The organism is Fuerstiella marisgermanici (assembly GCF_001983935.1).
Classification (GTDB): domain Bacteria; phylum Planctomycetota; class Planctomycetia; order Planctomycetales; family Planctomycetaceae; genus Fuerstiella; species Fuerstiella marisgermanici.
Genome location: NZ_CP017641.1, coordinates 8,903,616 through 8,920,478, shown reverse-complemented (window position 1 = coordinate 8,920,478; position 16,863 = coordinate 8,903,616). Strand labels below are relative to the sequence as shown.

The 16,863-nt window shown below is 57.2% G+C and carries 12 protein-coding genes; 11 read left to right on the top strand and 1 reads right to left on the bottom strand.

The features are described from left to right. The first annotated feature begins 401 nt into the window (after nucleotides 1-401). The 11 genes from Fuma_RS33785 to Fuma_RS33735 all read left to right on the top strand — a co-directional run bounded on the left by Fuma_RS33785 (nucleotide 402) and on the right by Fuma_RS33735 (nucleotide 15,483). Nucleotides 402-1,598: a glycosyltransferase gene (locus tag Fuma_RS33785; protein ID WP_083732509.1), complete on the top strand. Its 1,197-nt coding sequence runs from the start codon at nucleotides 402-404 to the stop codon at nucleotides 1,596-1,598. Continuing rightward, complete coding sequence (locus Fuma_RS33780; RefSeq protein ID WP_077027997.1) at nucleotides 1,598-2,815, top strand: protein-L-isoaspartate(D-aspartate) O-methyltransferase; 1,218 nt, start codon at nucleotides 1,598-1,600, stop codon at nucleotides 2,813-2,815. Before Fuma_RS33785 ends, Fuma_RS33780 begins: the two co-directional genes overlap by 1 nt. A gap of 16 nt (nucleotides 2,816-2,831) precedes the next feature. Continuing rightward, nucleotides 2,832-4,847 carry a S1C family serine protease gene (locus tag Fuma_RS33775; RefSeq protein WP_077027996.1) on the top strand — a complete coding sequence of 672 codons (2,016 nt, stop codon included), beginning with the start codon at nucleotides 2,832-2,834 and terminating at the stop codon, nucleotides 4,845-4,847. Between the two features lie 20 nt (nucleotides 4,848-4,867). Then, on the top strand, nucleotides 4,868-5,665 hold the full coding sequence (locus Fuma_RS33770; protein WP_077027995.1) for an undecaprenyl-diphosphate phosphatase: 798 nt from the start codon (nucleotides 4,868-4,870) through the stop codon (nucleotides 5,663-5,665). 157 nt (nucleotides 5,666-5,822) lie between these two features. Continuing rightward, nucleotides 5,823-6,437, top strand: a complete 615-nt coding sequence (locus Fuma_RS33765; protein WP_077027994.1) for a GNAT family N-acetyltransferase — start codon at nucleotides 5,823-5,825, stop codon at nucleotides 6,435-6,437. 184 nt (nucleotides 6,438-6,621) lie between these two features. Continuing rightward, on the top strand, nucleotides 6,622-7,638 hold the full coding sequence (locus Fuma_RS33760; RefSeq protein ID WP_145944523.1) for a GspE/PulE/PilB domain-containing protein: 1,017 nt from the start codon (nucleotides 6,622-6,624) through the stop codon (nucleotides 7,636-7,638). A 126-nt stretch (nucleotides 7,639-7,764) separates the two neighbouring features. Then, the gene (locus tag Fuma_RS33755; protein ID WP_077027992.1) at nucleotides 7,765-8,658 is read left to right on the top strand and encodes a cysteine peptidase family C39 domain-containing protein; all 894 of its coding nucleotides are present in this window, start codon (nucleotides 7,765-7,767) and stop codon (nucleotides 8,656-8,658) included. Between the two features lie 260 nt (nucleotides 8,659-8,918). Then, nucleotides 8,919-11,972 carry a PSD1 and planctomycete cytochrome C domain-containing protein gene (locus Fuma_RS33750; RefSeq protein WP_077027991.1) on the top strand — a complete coding sequence of 1,018 codons (3,054 nt, stop codon included), beginning with the start codon at nucleotides 8,919-8,921 and terminating at the stop codon, nucleotides 11,970-11,972. A 30-nt stretch (nucleotides 11,973-12,002) separates the two neighbouring features. Next, nucleotides 12,003-12,755: a hypothetical protein gene (locus Fuma_RS33745; RefSeq protein ID WP_077027990.1), complete on the top strand. Its 753-nt coding sequence runs from the start codon at nucleotides 12,003-12,005 to the stop codon at nucleotides 12,753-12,755. Then, the gene (locus tag Fuma_RS33740; RefSeq protein WP_077027989.1) at nucleotides 12,752-14,182 is read left to right on the top strand and encodes a DUF1501 domain-containing protein; all 1,431 of its coding nucleotides are present in this window, start codon (nucleotides 12,752-12,754) and stop codon (nucleotides 14,180-14,182) included. The genes Fuma_RS33745 and Fuma_RS33740 overlap by 4 nt, the downstream gene beginning before the upstream one ends. Nucleotides 14,183-14,496: 314 nt before the next feature. After that, nucleotides 14,497-15,483, top strand: coding sequence for an acyl-CoA desaturase (locus Fuma_RS33735; RefSeq protein ID WP_083732687.1), 987 nt, complete (start codon nucleotides 14,497-14,499; stop codon nucleotides 15,481-15,483). A gap of 205 nt (nucleotides 15,484-15,688) precedes the next feature. Here the strand turns inward: Fuma_RS33735 and ruvB are convergent, their stop codons facing one another. After that, nucleotides 15,689-16,819, bottom strand: a complete 1,131-nt coding sequence (gene ruvB, locus Fuma_RS33730; protein ID WP_077027988.1) for a Holliday junction branch migration DNA helicase RuvB — start codon at nucleotides 16,817-16,819, stop codon at nucleotides 15,689-15,691. Between the last annotated feature and the right edge of the window lie 44 nt (nucleotides 16,820-16,863).

The window sequence follows — 16,863 nt, the reverse complement described above, 5'->3', positions numbered from 1 at the left end:
GCGACCCCTCCGTTAAATTCCGCGCAGCATCGAACCGGGGGATGGGCGTGCAGAAAATCCGGCACTCCGTCGCCTAAAGGCTGATACGTCGGGAGATGGCTTAGAGAACCCCCCAGAAACTCATCGCGGGGCGCGACGTTTTCTGAGAACGGGTTCGGATGCAGAATGTCTGTGACAGAGGTGCAGAAACTCCCACAGACGACTTACTCAAACTCAACGTCGGCGATCTTAACTCGCGATAACCAACTGTCAAATGAGCTTCCTTCATTTATCCTTCATGAATTCTGAACGGCAACATAAACGCATTCGACACTGTAACTTCCGATTTCGTAGGAAAGAAAAAGTGCATCGAGGTTGCGTTTTCGCGTTGTGTTATTTCCTTCAAAAAGTGCCCGCTCTTCATGTCGCGAATCAAGGTTGTTTTCTCCATTGGAGCCATGCACGGCGGCGGATCAGAACGTCAGCTTGTCTCGCTATTGCGCAATCTTGATCGCGAAAAATTCGAACCATTGCTGTATCTGATCTACCGCACCGGCCCACTGCTGAACGAAATCCCGGACGACGTTGCCGTCACTTCTTTTGAAGAACGTTTCGGCAAACCGCGTGGCCCCGGCTTTCTGATGCATCGCAAACGAGTGGCCGACATGAGCCGCTTTCTTGTCGAATCCGGCGCTCATATTTCGTACGACCGTACGTTTCTGATGACGCTGATTGCGGCGGATGCGGCTCAGCGCGTGGGCGTGCCAAATGTGTCGACCATCGTCACCGATCCACCGGTCGGCTTCCCGCTCGTCGCAGGGCGATTTCAGTTTCTGAAGAAGCGAATTCTGCGGCGGCTGTATAAGCAGTCCGACCGCGTGCTGGCCAATTCACATGGAGCAGCTCGGTCAGCCGAACGGTTCTACGGATTGCCGCAGAACTCAGTCGACGTCTTATACAACGGCGTGGACACCGACCACGTCCGGCAAAAAGCGGCCCAGCCAATCACCGACGAATGGTGGAACCAACCGGCAGCTCAGAAGCCGCTACTGCGAATCGTGACCGCCGGTCGCCTTGACGAAAAAAAAAGCTTTCACCTGCTGATTGCCGCCCTAGCGCAGCTGCAAAATCGGGCAGTCAACTGCGACCTGCGGCTCGCGATACTTGGCGAAGGCCCAAGCCGAGAACGCCTGCAGGCGCAGATCCAGGATGCGGAGCTTGGGGACGTTATTCGGCTGACCGGATTTCAGCCGAATGCACCGGCGTGGTACCGCTCGGCCGACCTGTTCGTGCTGCCTTCGCTGCTGGAAGGTATGCCTAACGTTTTGCTGGAAGCCATGGCGAGTGAAACGCCCGTGCTGTCGACGGATTGCAAGTCCGGCCCTCGCGAAATCCTTGGCGACAACGAATACGGACGACTGTGCGAACCGGACAGCGTGGATTCCCTGGCCGCCGGAATTCAGGAATTTATCGATCACGCCGAAACACGAAACCGCTACACTTCTATAGCAAAAGATCGCGTGACGGAACGATTTTCCATTCAAACGGCCACGCGAAGTCTGGAAGAAATCATGTCGGAAATCGTTCAACGGCGGAGACAGGGAAAGGAGCACATCTGATGAATCGCACGATGGGAACAATCACTTGTGCTCTGTTGCTGACCTGTTGGACGTGCACCGCAAGCGGTCAGTCGGCCGACAGGTATGCGAGCGTCCGTCACAACATGGTCAGCGAATTGGTTGAGCCCGAAGGCGTCACCAACGAGGCCGTGTTGAAGGCGATGAAAACCGTCCCGCGTCACGAATTTGTTGCTCCTAACCTGCGTCAACGAGCGTATCTTGATATCGCTTTGCCGATCGGGTCGCAGCAGACGATTTCGTCGCCGTATATCGTCGCCTACATGACGCAAACAATCGATCCGCAGCCGGAGGACAAGGTTCTGGAAATCGGCACGGGCAGCGGCTATCAGGCGGCCGTGTTGGCAGAAATTGTCGACCGAGTCTACTCCGTTGAAATCGTGTCGTCGCTCGCAAAGTCGGCCACGAAGCGGCTGGCAGAGTTAGGGTACGATAACGTGGTCGTGAAAGACGGCGACGGTTACGAAGGCTGGGCCGAACATGCACCGTTCGACAAAATCATCGTCACGTGTTCGCCGGAAAACGTGCCGCAGCCTTTGGTCGATCAGCTGCGCGATGGCGGCCTGATGATCATTCCTCTGGGGCAACGCTACCAGCAGGCATTCCATTTGCTTCGCAAAGAAAACGGCGAACTGAAGACCGAGAAACTGGTGGCCACGTTGTTTGTTCCCATGACGGGCGAATCAGAAGACCAAAGGCGAATCAAACCAGATCCGAACAGTCCTCAAATTGTTAACGGCGATTTTGAAATCGACCGGAACGACGACAAACGTGTCGACGGCTGGCACTATCAGCGACAGGTTGAAATGTTAGCCGACGGCCCGATCAGCGGTAGCACATGCCTGCGATTCGAAAACCGCCAGGGCGGACAGTTGTCTCAGGCATTGCAGGGCGGCGGAATCAATGGTCGATCGATTGCAGCGTTGGACGTCGCCATCTGGGCACGCACCGATTCTGTTGTTCCCGGCCCGGACGCGGACGATCAGGCTTCTGTCGTCTTCCATTTTTACGACAACATCCGGCGCGAAGTTGGTTCTCAGGTAGCCGCCCGCTGGCGTGGTAGCGACAACTGGCAGCAGACTCGACGCCGCATTGCCGTTCCCGTCACCGCTCGGGAATTGGTGGTGCGAATCGGCCTGAACGGAGCGACGGGGACTCTGGATCTGGACAACTTCCAAATCGCGCCTGTGCGAAGATGAAATTATGAGGTGTTGCTTGAACTGCAAGATCCTAAGTTGTGCGTTTCTGACGTTTGCGGCCACGTTCGCAGGCGCGAACAGCCGCGCTGACGAACTTAGCGAAACCGTGCGGGCGGCCGTGGCGGAAGTTACTCCGTCGGTGGTGCGTATTCGTATCATTGGCAGCCCGGACGCCGGCGAACTTGCCGTATCGTCGCAGGTGACGACAGGTGTGGCGATTTCTGACGCTGGCGATGTGCTGACGAGCGTCTTCGGTCTGACGTCCACGCCCGCCGCTGTGTTCGTGGAAGATTCGCGCGGTGAGCGAGTGGCGGCGAAGATCGTTGCGCGGGATCACGTCCGCAAACTTGCACTCTTAAAATGCGAAGCAGGCACCTTTCAGCCAGCTCGAATTGCGGATGAGCGCTGGCCGAAGGTCGGCGAGTGGAGTATCGCGTTGGGACGGCTTTACCCGACGCCATCGGCTTCGGTGTCCGTCGGCATCGTGAGTGCCACCAGGCGAATTCACGGCCTGGCGATTCAGACAGACGCCAAAATCTCACCCGTCAACTACGGCGGTCCGTTGGTCAATCTGGACGGGCTCGTCACAGGTATTCTGGTTCCGCTTTCGCCGTCGGATTCCGGCGATGCGATCGGCGCGGGGGTTGAGTGGTACGATTCTGGAATCGGATTCGCCATCCCCATGGCTGACGCTCTGGAAGTCGCCGAATCGTTGCGCGACGGCAAGGATCGAGTCCGAGGAGTCATCGGCATTCGTCCGTCGACTCGCAATCCGCTGGAAACCGAAGTGTCAGTCGCCCTCGTGCTCCCCAAGTCTCCGGCCGAAGAAGCAGGGCTGCTAAAGGGCGACCGCATCGTTGCGGCGAATGGGCAGCCGGTCACTCGATTCGGTATTTTCGATTCGATAACGAAGAGCTCCTATGCCGGTGACCAAATGAAAATCACCGTCAAACGTGGCGAACAAACCATCGAATCAGAACTCATACTTGCCGCCGAAATCGAACGCCCCGTGCGAGGCTTCCTCGGCATCCTTATCGGCCAGCCGGACGATGCGAAACCGGACGGTGCAAAGCCGGAAGATGCGGACGCCGAAGATGAAGCCCCTGACGATGCGGGCCCAAAAAGCGCAAGCGGGGTTCCTGTGTTTGTATTGGAAGGTTCACCGGCAGCGATGGCCGGGCTGCCGGAATCGGCGGTGCTGACGAAGTGGAACGATGAGGGACTCGACACGCCGGACACACTTTTAAAGCAGTTTCAATCGGCAGTGGCCGACACTGAAATCCAATTGGAATATCAGACGACCGATGGCAATAGTGAACCTCAAACCGCAACGATAAAGCTGCAACCGCGGCCGACACAGATTTTGAATGCCCCGGAGGCCGTTGTCGCGGGCATTATTAAGCCTTCGACAACTCAGAAATGGCAACGCACGGAAAAGCAGCTAAAGGACGTCGGCAAAGTCTGGATATTCGCGCCGCAGGAAAAGACGGATGACAAGTATGGAGTCATCTGTCTGCTGTCTGAATCGACCGCGCCGGCGGAGGCTGTGATGAGTCGCTGGGAAGCCACTTGCCGTCGCCACAATCTGATCATCGCGGTCCCCGTCAATAGCGAGCAAACAGAGTTGACGAGAGAGGACGAAGCGTTGGTTCTGGCAACGATCGGAACCTTCGTCAGAGAATACAACATCGATTCGCGACGGCTTATTCTGGCTGCCGAAAAGCCTCAAGCTCTGCTTTGCAGCGAACTGCTGCTGAACCCAAGGCTGCGGCAATTGCGAGCAGCCGTGTTTCTTGATTGCTGGCCTCAGGTTTCCGGCCTGCCGCGACAGCTACTCGCCGCAAAGTCGCCTTCTGTGTTGTTTGTCGATGGAGGCATCCAGTCACGCCAGGCCATGGCACTGCGAGAACAGTCGTTTGCCGCGCTGAAGGAAGCCGGCGTATGGACCGTGGCGGAAGCGGTTGCGCCATCGGGTGAAAATAAAATCGAGGACCGGATTGCCACGTGGGCACTCAACATTAAAGCGCGATAGCCAGACGAACAACAAACAATATGGAACTTACGGAATACGTCCACGCGGTGATCCTCGGCGTGGTGCAGGGCATCGCCGAATTCTTGCCAATCAGTTCGTCGGGCCATCTGGTCATTGCGGATGCATTGCTTCGCGAATACAGCGATTCTTCAGCGCCCACCGAAAGCGTGACGATGGGCATTGCGCTGCACTTCGGCACGCTGCTGTCAATTTTGGTCGTGTATCGCGACGACCTGATCAAGCTGTTAACAGACAAACGACTGATGACGCTGATCGTAATCGCCACGATCCCGGTTGGGCTGGTCGGAGTTCTCCTGAAGGATTACGTCGACGAAGCCTTTGGCAGTCCTTTGCTGGCCGGCTGCGCATTGATGGTCACGGCCGCATTTCTGTTGATTGGCAGGCGACTGCAAACGTCCGGCCGACAGTTGTCAGACATGACAATCGGCACAGCCTCACTGATCGGCATCTTTCAGGCAATCGCCATCATCCCCGGAATTAGCCGTTCGGGAAGCACCATTGCGGCGGGAATGGCGACCGGATTGAACCGTGAACACGCCGCTCGCTTCAGCTTTCTGATCGCAATTCCGGCCATCGGCGGAGCGTCTGTGGTGCAAATGAAAGATCTGTTCACCGGTGAAGCAGCGCTTCCCGCCAGTCCGTGGCCACTAATTCTGGGCACAATGGTGGCGTTTATCGTCGGCCTGGCTGCTCTTCGATTGCTGATCCGACTTGTCGTGGCCGACCGTCTGCACCTGTTCGCCTATTATTGTATTGGTGCGGGCTGCCTCACGATCGTATGGCAGTTATTGAAATAAATCGGTGGATTGCAAATGTCCCGCAAACGCCGTTCTGCGTAGAATTCGTCCGGCTGGCGCTTGCAAACAGCTGGTGGCAAAGAGTTCAATAAGCAAGGAATTTGCCCGCCTAACACTGCAAACGGCGTTCTGTTCAGGTGACTCACGGAATTCAGCGATGACACAGCAACGCTTCAAACGATTTCGCATGGAGCTGGACCTTCGCGCGGTCGATCTGCCTCCGGCTGTGCTGCCGGACGGTTATCGGTGGGTCACATGGCGAACAATTCTTAGCGAACGTCATGCTCAGGTAAAATGGCGATCGTTCCGCAACGATCTGGACGGCCGAGTCTTCGAATGCCTGACAAACATCGACGGTTGTCGCCGTCTGATCACGGAGATCGGTAAGCAGGCAAAGTTTTGCCCGATGGCTACGTGGATGGTCGCTTTTCAGCCCGAACTTTCGTGGCCAGCGGACGACTGTGGCACCATTCAGGGAATCGCTCGCCCCGGTGGCATTGGTTCGATTCAAAACATCGGCGTCGTGCCGGAGCACCGCGGCATGGGCATCGGCCGAGCGATTCTGTTGAAGTCACTGGAAGGCTTTTGGCAGTGTGGCTGTAACACGGCGACGCTGGAAGTGACCGCGTTAAACCGGGTTGCAGTTTCGCTATACCGATCGCTTGGATTTCGGATTACTCGAGTCCTTTACCGAGCGGCGGAGCGCGGCAAGGTGATCACCGGCACGGAACGTCTGCCCGGCAACGCAGAATCAGAACTGACGATCGCGTGATTTGCGAGTGAAAGCTCAGCAGCTAGACTACGCGAAATGAGATTGCGGGTTGTGAGGCGAACGGTGTTTTCGCGAGCGGCATGACGCTGGCTGCCGGTTGTTCAGCGAGTCACCACGAGTTGCACCTTCGTTGCTCTCGAAATCCCGCCTCGTATCGATCGGCGTGAACTTCAAGGAGAATTCGGTGGCTGAGATTGACGTATATAAGGAATGGCTCGGAATTCCTGAAGGTGACCGGCCACCGGACAACTACACGCTTCTGCGCGTGGTGATGTTCGAAGACAACGTCGACAAGATTCAAACCAACTACCGCAAACTGAACGCTCACGTTCGAAAATACGCCACTGGTCAGTACCTGAAGGAATCGCAGGATCTGCTGAACGAAATGGCGAAGGCGATGCTGTGTCTGACCGACCCAGACGCTAAACAGGAGTACGACGAAAGTCTGGGCCGTGAAGCGCCGCAACAGGACGATGGCGACGAACCGCGCACCGTGTTGCAGTATCTGGTGTCGAAAAACGTGATCAAGCGTGGACAGGTGGCGGAAATTGAAAGCTTCGCCGATGCACGCGGGCTGACTCACCGAGACGCGGTCGTCCAAATGAAACTGGCCGATCAAACTCAGGCCACCCAGGCACTGGCGACGGAACTGCGGATGTCGTTTGTTGACCTGGACGACATGCTTCCGGAAGACGATGTTCTGGACCGCCTGCCACGCAACGTGGTCAAACGTCACCGGTGTCTGCCGTTGTTTGAAGATCGAGGTAAGTTGCTGGTGGCTTGTGTGGACGAGCCACCGCCGGATTTGGAAGACGAAATCCGTTTGCGATTCGGCATGCCTATGCGAGGCGTGTTGGCCGTGCCACGCAGTATTCAACAGTCGATCGCCAAGTACTACGCGCCGGGTGAACGAGACGAAGCGGCCGCCGCGAACGTACCAGCAGCGACCGGCAAGACGAAAAAGGGCGGTGCAGCGGGCAAAGCGAAACCCGCGAAGGCCAAGCCGGGTGTCCTGACGCCAGAAGATAAGGCTCAGAGGCAGCAGATCAGCATCATCATCATTTTGTGGTCGCTGATCGGCACGACTCTGGCAATTCACTTCACTGGTTTCATGGGTATGGGAACCGGAGGCATGATCGGTTGCGGCCTCGCCGTGGCGGGCGCCGTGGCGGGAATCCTGAAGGCAACATACTGGAAGTAATCGCGGCTAGTTCAACTTCCTTTTTGTCGTGGGCGGTTTGGGCTCGTAAGAAACAGCCCTCATAGTCCGAAAAGCTTGTTCCGCGGCCACAAGTCAGCGAAAGTCCCTGTAGCGAAAGGTCTCTGAGTGGATGATATTCGGCTGGCGATGGGCCTGATTGGCTTTCTATCCGTCGGCGCATTCGCTGTGACGTGGCGGTTGCTGCAATCGCGGTCCGAACATTTTTTGGATGCCATGGCGGTTGTGGTGCTACTCCTGATTGGCGTGTACGTGTACACGGTTTGGGGTCAGCTCTGGATCGTCAACTGGATACCATTGCCGTCCGTGATCGTGTTGTCCAACTGGTTTCCAATTCTGTTGGCGATCCTGGGAGCCATCGTCTGGCTAAGGCTGAAAGCTTTTACTGTCACGCGACGGCTTCCCGTCATGGGGATGCTGGTATGCGTGGCCGTGTATTCGGTCATGCGATTCATTCCAACCGAACCGCCCGTGTGCGGCAACGACTGGGAACGACCGATTCCGCCGATGGTGTTCCCCGTATGCCGGCAGACGACGGACTACACGTGTTCGGCGGCCGCCGCTGCCACCATTCTGAACACAATCGGGATGGAAACGACGGAGCAGGAAATGGCGGAACTGTGTCTGACACGTTCCGGCACCACATGGCTGGGCCTGTATCATGGGTTGGCGAGCAAGTTAATGGGCACGAAGTATCGTGTCGAGTTTTTCGAAGGATCGCTGGCCGAGATCGATGGGCCAGCTAACGCCATGGCACCTGTGCTGCTGTGCTGCGAACTGGACCGGAGCACCGCCAAAATGGTGCCTCAATATGTGAGTGATGGCGGCTGGATTCCGGACACGGCTCATTCTGTCGTGTACTTCGGTTCAATCAACGAGCTTCACATCATCGGCGATCCGTCGCGAGGCTACGAAGCGTGGCAAAGGCGAGACCTGACCGCACTATGGACGGGGACAGGCCTGCGGATTCGGCATATCAATGACCCGCCGGCTCAGCAGTGACGGCGTGCCCCCCGGCTGCATGCGTTCTCAGTGATGTCGTGGACTTCGGCGAATCCCACCACAATGCCTCCGTCCCAGCCAGCTGATGTGATCCGTGCTCCCGTCTGACGACCGAAATCGTGGCGACGCGGCGTGAGCTGTGGTAGGCTGCAGGGTGTTGCGAGCAGTGGGTGAAAACTACTGCGACGCGATGGCCCCTGCATTGCACCCCCGATGCTTCATCGGCCCTGCCGTACTTTCGATCCCGACTGCGACTTGCCATGACTGCTCACAAATCACTTCTGTTGTGCCTGATCCTGCTGTTGTGCGTCGGCACTGGCCAGGCTGACGACATCGACTTCAACCGCGACGTGCGTCCGATTCTGTCGGACGCCTGCTTTGCGTGTCACGGCCCTGATGCCGGTCAACGACAGGCCAACCTGCGACTTGATCTACAGGAAGGAATTTTTCGATCAGTCGACGGCGTCACAATCGTCGATCCAAAATCACCAGATCACAGTGAACTACTGCAGCGAGTTCTGTCTGACGATCCTGACGTCATGATGCCGCCGCCGAAGTCCGGTCGTACGTTGACGCCTACAGAAAAGGAAACGGTTCGACAATGGATCGAACAGGGTGCGAACTGGAAAGGTCACTGGGCGTATGTCGCGCCGCAGCGGCCGGAAGTTCCTTCTGTCGACGTCGGCGTAGCGGGCAACGATGTCGATCGCTTCATCCAGCGAACGTTGAACGCAAAAGGCCTGGAAGCTCTGCCTGAAGCCGATGCCGCGACTCTGTTGCGTCGCATCAGCTTTGACCTGACAGGCCTGCCACCGTCCCCCAAACTATTGGCAAAGTATTCCATGGCGCCAACCGGTGAGAACTGGGCGAAGCTGGTCGACGAACTTCTGGCGTCGCCGCACTATGCCGAACGCATGACGGCGTCCTGGCTGGACCTTGTCCGCTACGCCGACACCAACGGCATTCACGGCGACAATCATCGAGAAATCTGGATGTACCGCGATTGGGTGATCAACGCCTTTCAACGCAACATGCCATTCGACCAGTTTACGATCGAACAGCTGGCAGGCGACCTGCTGCCAAACGCGACCGACGAACAGAAGGTTGCGTCCGGCTACAACCGTCTGCTCATGACAACTCGCGAAGGGGGCGCGCAGCCGAAGGAGTACCTCGCGAAGTACTCTGCCGATCGAGTACGAAACGCATCGACGGTTTGGATGGGCGCGACAATGGGCTGCTGTGAATGCCACGACCACAAGTTTGATCCCTATTCCATCAAAGACTTCTACCAATTTGCCGCGTTCTTTGCGGATGTTCAGGATGTTGCAGTTGGCGTGCAGCCGTCCGTGAAAATGCCGTCTCGAGAACAAAAGCAACAGCTCGCGGCCTTCGACAAAACGCTGGCCACGCTGCAGGAAAAGCTAGCCGCAAACACGCCAGAACTGGATGCCGCTATGCAGGCATGGGCGGCTGACCTGCAGACCAGGCTAAAAGCAACGCCGAAGATCTGGCAGCTTGCCGCTGTCGTTGACATGAAGTCTTCCGGCGGGCAGACGTTCACTCTGCTGGAAGACGGTAGCCTACTTACCGCCGCCACAAATCCTAAACAGGACCACTACAAAATTGTGCTTAAACCGGCGGCTGGCCGACTGACCGGCCTGCGGCTGGAAACTCTGCGCCACGATTCGCACGCCAACAAGTCGCTGTCACGAGGCAACGGGAACTTCGTCCTGTCGCAGATTACTGCAACGCACGTTAAGAACGCGGACAGCACGCGGTCAGTCGTTCCGATCAAAGACGCCGTGGCCAGCTTTGAACAAAAGGGCTGGCCCGTGAAGAACGCTCTCGACGACAAGCCGAACACTGGCTGGGCCGTGGACGGGCAACTATCGAATGAACGTGATCCAGTTGCGGCGTTTCGATTCGCAACACCACTGGAACTATCCGACGGCGATCGGTTGGTGGTTGAGTTGCAGCAAGAGTCAGTCGACTTTCACAACATCGGTCGCTTTCGTCTGAGCACGACGACTGTTGAAACGCCTGGCCTCGACGATAACACGCTCGGCATTCCCACCCGGCACGTAGCCGTCATCGAAGCATGGCCGACGGTAGACAATGGCAGGAAGGCCGAGCTGGCTAAATACTACCGCACGATCGCTCCACTTCTGGCTGACACTCGAGCCCAGCACGCGGCGACCAAAACGGCACGCGACAATCTCGAAAAGCAAATTCCCGAAACGCTGATCACTCGGACTCAGTCGCCGCGTGAGATTCGAGTGCTGGCGCGGGGCAACTGGATGGACGGCAGCGGCGATCTGGTCAGTCCTGCTGTGCCTCATTTTCTGCCTCAGGTCGCTGGCAATGAAACGGCTTCACGTCTGGATCTGGCAAACTGGTTGGTCCACAAAGACAACCCGCTGGTGGCGCGAGTCTTCGTGAATCGGCTTTGGCAGATGTTCTTTGGCAAGGGACTGGTGAAATCGTCCGACGACTTTGGTTCACAGGGAAGCTGGCCGACTCACCCCGATTTGCTCGACTGGCTGGCGATTGAATTTCGAGACAGCGGCTGGAATGTGCAGCACGTCATTCGTCTGATTGTGTCGTCCGACGCCTACCGCCGTTCTTCAATCGCGACCAAGCAACTGACGGAAGCTGATCCCTTCAACAAGTGGCTGGCGCGACAGTCCCGTTTCCGCCTCGATGCCGAATTCATCCGCGACAGTGCATTGGCGGTGTCCGGTTTGTTGGTCGACAAGGTCGGCGGCAAAAGTGTGAAACCGTATCAGCCGGAAGGTTACTGGGCTCATCTGAATTTCCCCAAGCGAGCGTGGCAACCGGACACTGGAGAAGATCAATACCGCCGCGGCCTTTACACCTATTGGTGCCGCACGTTCCTGCATCCCGCGATGAGATCCTTCGATGCACCATCTCGCGAAGAATGTGCCGTCGATCGGCCCCGCAGTAACAACAGCCTGCAGGCTCTGGTGCTGTTAAACGACCCTAGCTTTGTCGAAGCCGCTCGCGCACTGGCTGTCCGGACGCTCAACGAAGGTGGCAGCACAGCGGAATCTCGCATTGAATTCATATACCGCGTCTGTTTGTCACGGTCGCCGCGCACAGAAGAAGTCAGCGTGCTGAAGGACGTGTTGACGGAGCAGCGAAAGCAGTTTTCAGATTCACCAGACAAGCTAAAACCGTTCCTGAGCATCGGCCAGGCTCCGGTGCCGGAACGAGTGGACGCCCTGGAATTGGCGACATGGGCCAGCGTGGCTCGAGTGATCTTGAACCTTGATGAAGTTATTACCAGGACATAGGTTCCTCGCACTGTCATTGAGTATCTCGTAATGTCGGATCTGTACGCCGCACCAGAATCAGCCAGGGAAGCGATGGTTGAAAATCAGCACTCACCATGCTGGATTGATTGTCCGTATCGTTACGTCATGCTGACAGCCACCGTTGCGTCTCTGGTATCTGCGACGTGCGTCTCCGTGTTCTACACATGGTGCGAAGTGTTCTATGGCAGCTACGGCGTTGGCTCACCAGCGTGGACGCAGTTTCTGTGTGGGACCAGTTTCTATTCGGCGGGAATGATCCTTGCTGTGGGATTTGGCATGATGTCAGGGCAATGCGGTGAACAGCCAGTGAAACTTCTGTGGCTGGCGATAGGTGGTTTTGCCTGTCTCTTGTGCAGCGAGATGTTTCTTATTGCGACAGCCAATATTATTCCGTGGTTGCACACTTTAGGGACCTTCGCAAACGTCGGTCTGCGTTCCGCGACACTTTGCGTGTTTGTCTGTTGGCTGCTGCACGTTCGAATTCGAAAATGGCGTCTGCTGGCTCTATTGCTCGTGGGCACACCAGGTTGGATGATCATGTTTTTCTGTATCGGCAAGTTTGGTGGCGGCCTACCGGAATGGACATACATCCGCCGGTCGGCTTTCAACACTGCCTGGACGTTCATTGCAGCATGGCAAATATGGGCCATGCTGCTTCCGCCGAAAGTGAAAACGCAGGAGCGACAACTTAGCAGAGAAGATTTTCTTCCGCACACGTTTTCCTTGCACCAAGATGCCCCTCAGTTGGATATCGAAGCATGAACCAGAACGCTCTCAACCACCTTGTCGCCAGCGCGCAACGCCGTACTTTTCTCCGGCAATCGTCCGCCGGTATCGGACTCGGCGTTCTCGCGTCGCTGTTTGGTCAGACAGCACGCGCCGCTGAAACCGATCGCTGGCAAGGCGTCGTGCAGCCGCTGCATTTTGCGCCGAAGGCGAAACGCGTGATTCACTTGTGCATGGCGGGCGGGCCGACTCATCTGGAGACGCTGGACTACAAGCCGAAGCTGGCGGAAATGGACGGCAAGCCGATTCCGGAATCCTTCACCAAAGGCAAGCCGATCGCTCAGTTGCAGGGGCGAGAACTCAAGTGCATGGGGCCGCAGCATCCCTTCGCGAAGTTCGGCCAATCCGGCCAGCAGATCTGTTCGCTGTTTCCGCACATGGGAAGCATTGCCGACGACATTTGCATAGTCAATTCGCTGCAAACCGAAGCTATCAACCACGACCCGGCTCACACGTTTATGAACACGGGCAGCAGCATCCCCGGCCGCCCCAGCATGGGATCGTGGATCAACTATGGTCTCGGCTGCGAAACTGATGACCTGCCAGGTTACGTGGTCCTGACATCGCTCGGGAAGTTCGGCCAGGCTCAGCCCATTGCCGCGCGCCAATGGCACAGCGGCTTTATTCCCAGCCGTTTTCAGGGGGTTGAATTTCGGTCCACCGGCGACCCGGTCCTTTACGTCAATAATCCGGCCGGGATATCGCGAGACCAACAGCAGCAGATCGTGACTTCGGTGAATAAGCTCAACCGCTTGCAGGCCGACCTGACTCAGGATCCCGAAACGGCGACTCGTATCGGGGCCTATGAAACCGCCTTCCGCATGCAGGCGAGCGTGCCTGAATTGATGGACATGACCAAAGAACCCAAAAGCGTGCTGGACATGTACGGGACTGAGGGAGCCGACGGTTCGTTCACCGCCAATTGTCTGCTGGCTCGACGATTGGCAGAACGAGGCGTACGGTTTGTGCAGCTTTATCATCGGGCGTGGGACCACCATGGCGGCGTGAAGAAGGCGATGGTTGGCACGGCTGGCGAAGTCGATCAGGGAGCCGCCGCGCTGATTAAGGATCTAAAACAGCGAGATATGCTGAAGGACACGCTGGTGATCTGGGGTGGGGAGTTCGGGCGGACGCCGATGGCTCAGGGCAGCGGTCGAGACCACCATATTCGCGGGTTCAGCTGCTGGATGGCGGGCGGAGGCATCAAAGGGGGAATGACTCACGGAGCCACCGACGATCTCGGCTACGAAGCCGTCGAAGACGTCGTCCACGTGAACGATTTCCACGCCACGCTGCTGCATCTGCTGGGCATCGACCACACCAGACTCACATTTAAGTTTCAGGGCCGAAACTTCCGCCTGACGGACGTGGCGGGCCATGTGGTTCAGAAAATTCTGGCGTAGCAAACTCGGGTATCCATAATCCGCGTGTCTGGCTACGATCGCGCGCGGGCTGGAATTAGCAGAGAAAATCGATACTCGCGGACGAGATTCGATCGAGGCAGTTGTTGTGTCCAGGCCCCCCCGGGGCCGGTCGCGAAGGCGTCGCGTTAGGGCAGTTTACCTTGGGTTGTGGACGGTTCGGGCTCGTGGGAAACAGCTTTCACAGTCCGAAACGCCTGTTCCGCGGCCACAAGTCAGCGAAATTCGCTGAAGGGCCATCGTGCGATACCTATTCGCGAAATGACCGTGTGTAGTTGAGTTTCAAGGACGAAACCATGACCGAATCGTTGCCCTACGTGGCAGCACCCGCCGCACCGCTCCCGAACCTTCGCGGCGAAGTGATTGAAACTCCGGCGGCCACCCGTCCGTATCGCATCAATTGGGGGCGTGCAGTCGTTGTCGTGACCGTCCATACTCTGGCGTTAGCGGCCTTCCTGCCAGCCATGTTTAGCTGGACTGGTTTAGCTCTGGTGGCGATCGGCCATCACTTGTTCGGCATGCTTGGCGTGACACTGTGTTATCATCGCATGTTGACTCATCGTTCACTCCAAACTCCCAAATGGTTCGAACGGACTCTGGCAACACTGGGCGTTTGCTGCCTGCAGGATACGCCTGCCCGCTGGGTCGCCATTCACCGGATGCACCATCAACATTCAGACAAACAGGACGATCCTCATTCGCCTGCCGCTGGGTTCGTCTGGGGACACCTTGGCTGGCTGCTGTACCAAAACGGCGATCACCACACGCTCACTAACTGCGATCGATATGCTCACGATGTGCTACGAGACCGCTATTATTTCTGGCTGGAACGCGGCATCAACGGCATGCTGGTGTACCTGATTCACGCGGCACTGTTTTTTGCAGCCGGATTCGCTGTTGGCTCAACCTTTTTCGGCGGCACAGCTGCGGGAGTTCAGTTTGGGCTTAGCCTTCTGGTCTGGGGCGTCCTTGTGAGAACGGTAGTCGTGTGGCACGGAACGTGGGCAGTTAATTCGATTTCCCATGTGTTCGGCTATCGCAACTACGAAACACGCGAAGACAGCCGTAATAACTGGCTGATTGCGATGTTCTCGCATGGAGAAGGGTGGCACAACAATCACCACGCCAAACCTCGTTGCGCCAACAATCGACACAAGTGGTGGGAATTCGACCTGACCTACCAGGTGATTCGCGGACTACGGTTCGCAGGCCTGGCGACTAACGTCGTCGAACTGGAAGAGGACAAACCCGTAGTCGGCGGCGATTCTTTACTGCCGAGTTAGAGCAGCTTCCCTGTTGTTGTGAACGGTTCGGGCTCGTGGGAAACAGCCTTAGCCCGAAACGCCTGCTCCGCGGCAGCAAGTCAATGAGATTCGCTGTACCGTCCGCGGTAATAAAGAATCACGTCAGTAGCACCGCCTGCAACCGATCACGCCCGTGCCGAAGATTCTGCATGATCGCAGTCCGTTGCCGTTTTCGGACTGACTTTTAAAACAGAGCCCCTGGAGGGCCATCTCCGGGCCGCAAGTCGTCTGGCGGGGTTCGGCCCACATGCAGCCATGCGTCCATGGTTGCAATTCGACCACGCGGCGAACGCTGAATTAATCCTTCTCGCAGCAGATAGGGTTCGATCTCGTCTTCCAGCGTGTCGGCCGGGATGTTCATCGTATGAGCGATCGCCTGCACGCCAGCAGGGCCGCCGTTGAACACCGTCATGATCGTTTCAAGATACTGGCGGTCCAACTCCTCCAGCCCGCGATCATCAACGCCTTTCATCTGCAGCGCGTGACGAGCCACCTCAAGGCTGATCGTCCCGTCTCTTCTGGCGTCCGCATAGTCGCGACACCAACGCAGCCAGTTGTTGGCCTTTCGCGGCGTGCCTCGTGAACGCAAAGCAATTTCCGCGGCCGCGTCCTCACTGATTTCCGTGCGCAACTTGCGAGCGTTGCGGCAAATGATCGTTGTGAGTTCATCCAGCATGTAAAAGCTAAGATGTTCGCGACTGACAAACCGATCGCGCAGTGGAGCCGTCAGCATCCCCGTGCGCGTTGTGGCGCCGATGATGGTGAACGGCTGCAATTGCATATTGATTGTGCGAGCATTCAGACCGTCGCCCAAAGTAATATCGACGCGAAAATCTTCCATCGCCGGATAGATGAATTCCTCAACGGCTGGCGGCAGCCGATGGATTTCATCGATAAACAGAACCGATCCTTCGCTGGCGTTGGTCAAATACGGCAGAAGATCTTTCGGGGCACTCAGCGACGGGCCCGCGGTGATCTGGAAGTCCGTTCCCAGTTCTTTGGGGATGACCATGGCCAGAGTCGTCTTGCCCAGCCCCGGCGGACCGTCCAGAAGCAGGTGGCCCAGCGGTTCGTTTCGTTTTCGAGCCGCGTCAAGCAGAATGCGAATCCGTTCGACCACGGCAGCCTGCCCGACCACGTCGTTAAGCCGTGATGGTCGAAGTTCGTCATCGTATTCCGGCTGATCAGGAGCGTCCTCGAAGGCCCCGGCGATATTCGGTGGATCGCCCGCACCGGAGCCGCCGCTGCTAGCGCCGTCGAGCTTATCGTCAGCGTCGTCGTCGTCGAATTGCCGAATTGTGGTTTCCCTGGCCATCAGGCGTCCGTCATCGCTTCCTGCTCGAAAGTGTCAGGCATGCT

Excerpts from the sequence above, each read along its gene's own strand:
- Fuma_RS33785 (WP_083732509.1), top strand. The coding sequence starts at position 402 with ATGTCGCGAATCAAGGTTGTTTTCTCCATTGGAGCCATGCACGGCGGC.
- Fuma_RS33780 (WP_077027997.1), top strand. The coding sequence starts at position 1,598 with ATGAATCGCACGATGGGAACAATCACTTGTGCTCTGTTGCTGACCTGT.
- Fuma_RS33770 (WP_077027995.1), top strand. The coding sequence starts at position 4,868 with ATGGAACTTACGGAATACGTCCACGCGGTGATCCTCGGCGTGGTGCAG.
- Fuma_RS33765 (WP_077027994.1), top strand. The coding sequence starts at position 5,823 with ATGACACAGCAACGCTTCAAACGATTTCGCATGGAGCTGGACCTTCGC.
- Fuma_RS33750 (WP_077027991.1), top strand. The coding sequence starts at position 8,919 with ATGACTGCTCACAAATCACTTCTGTTGTGCCTGATCCTGCTGTTGTGC.
- Fuma_RS33745 (WP_077027990.1), top strand. The coding sequence starts at position 12,003 with ATGTCGGATCTGTACGCCGCACCAGAATCAGCCAGGGAAGCGATGGTT.
- Fuma_RS33740 (WP_077027989.1), top strand. The coding sequence starts at position 12,752 with ATGAACCAGAACGCTCTCAACCACCTTGTCGCCAGCGCGCAACGCCGT.
- Fuma_RS33735 (WP_083732687.1), top strand. The coding sequence starts at position 14,497 with ATGACCGAATCGTTGCCCTACGTGGCAGCACCCGCCGCACCGCTCCCG.
- ruvB (WP_077027988.1), bottom strand. The coding sequence starts at position 16,819 with ATGGCCAGGGAAACCACAATTCGGCAATTCGACGACGACGACGCTGAC.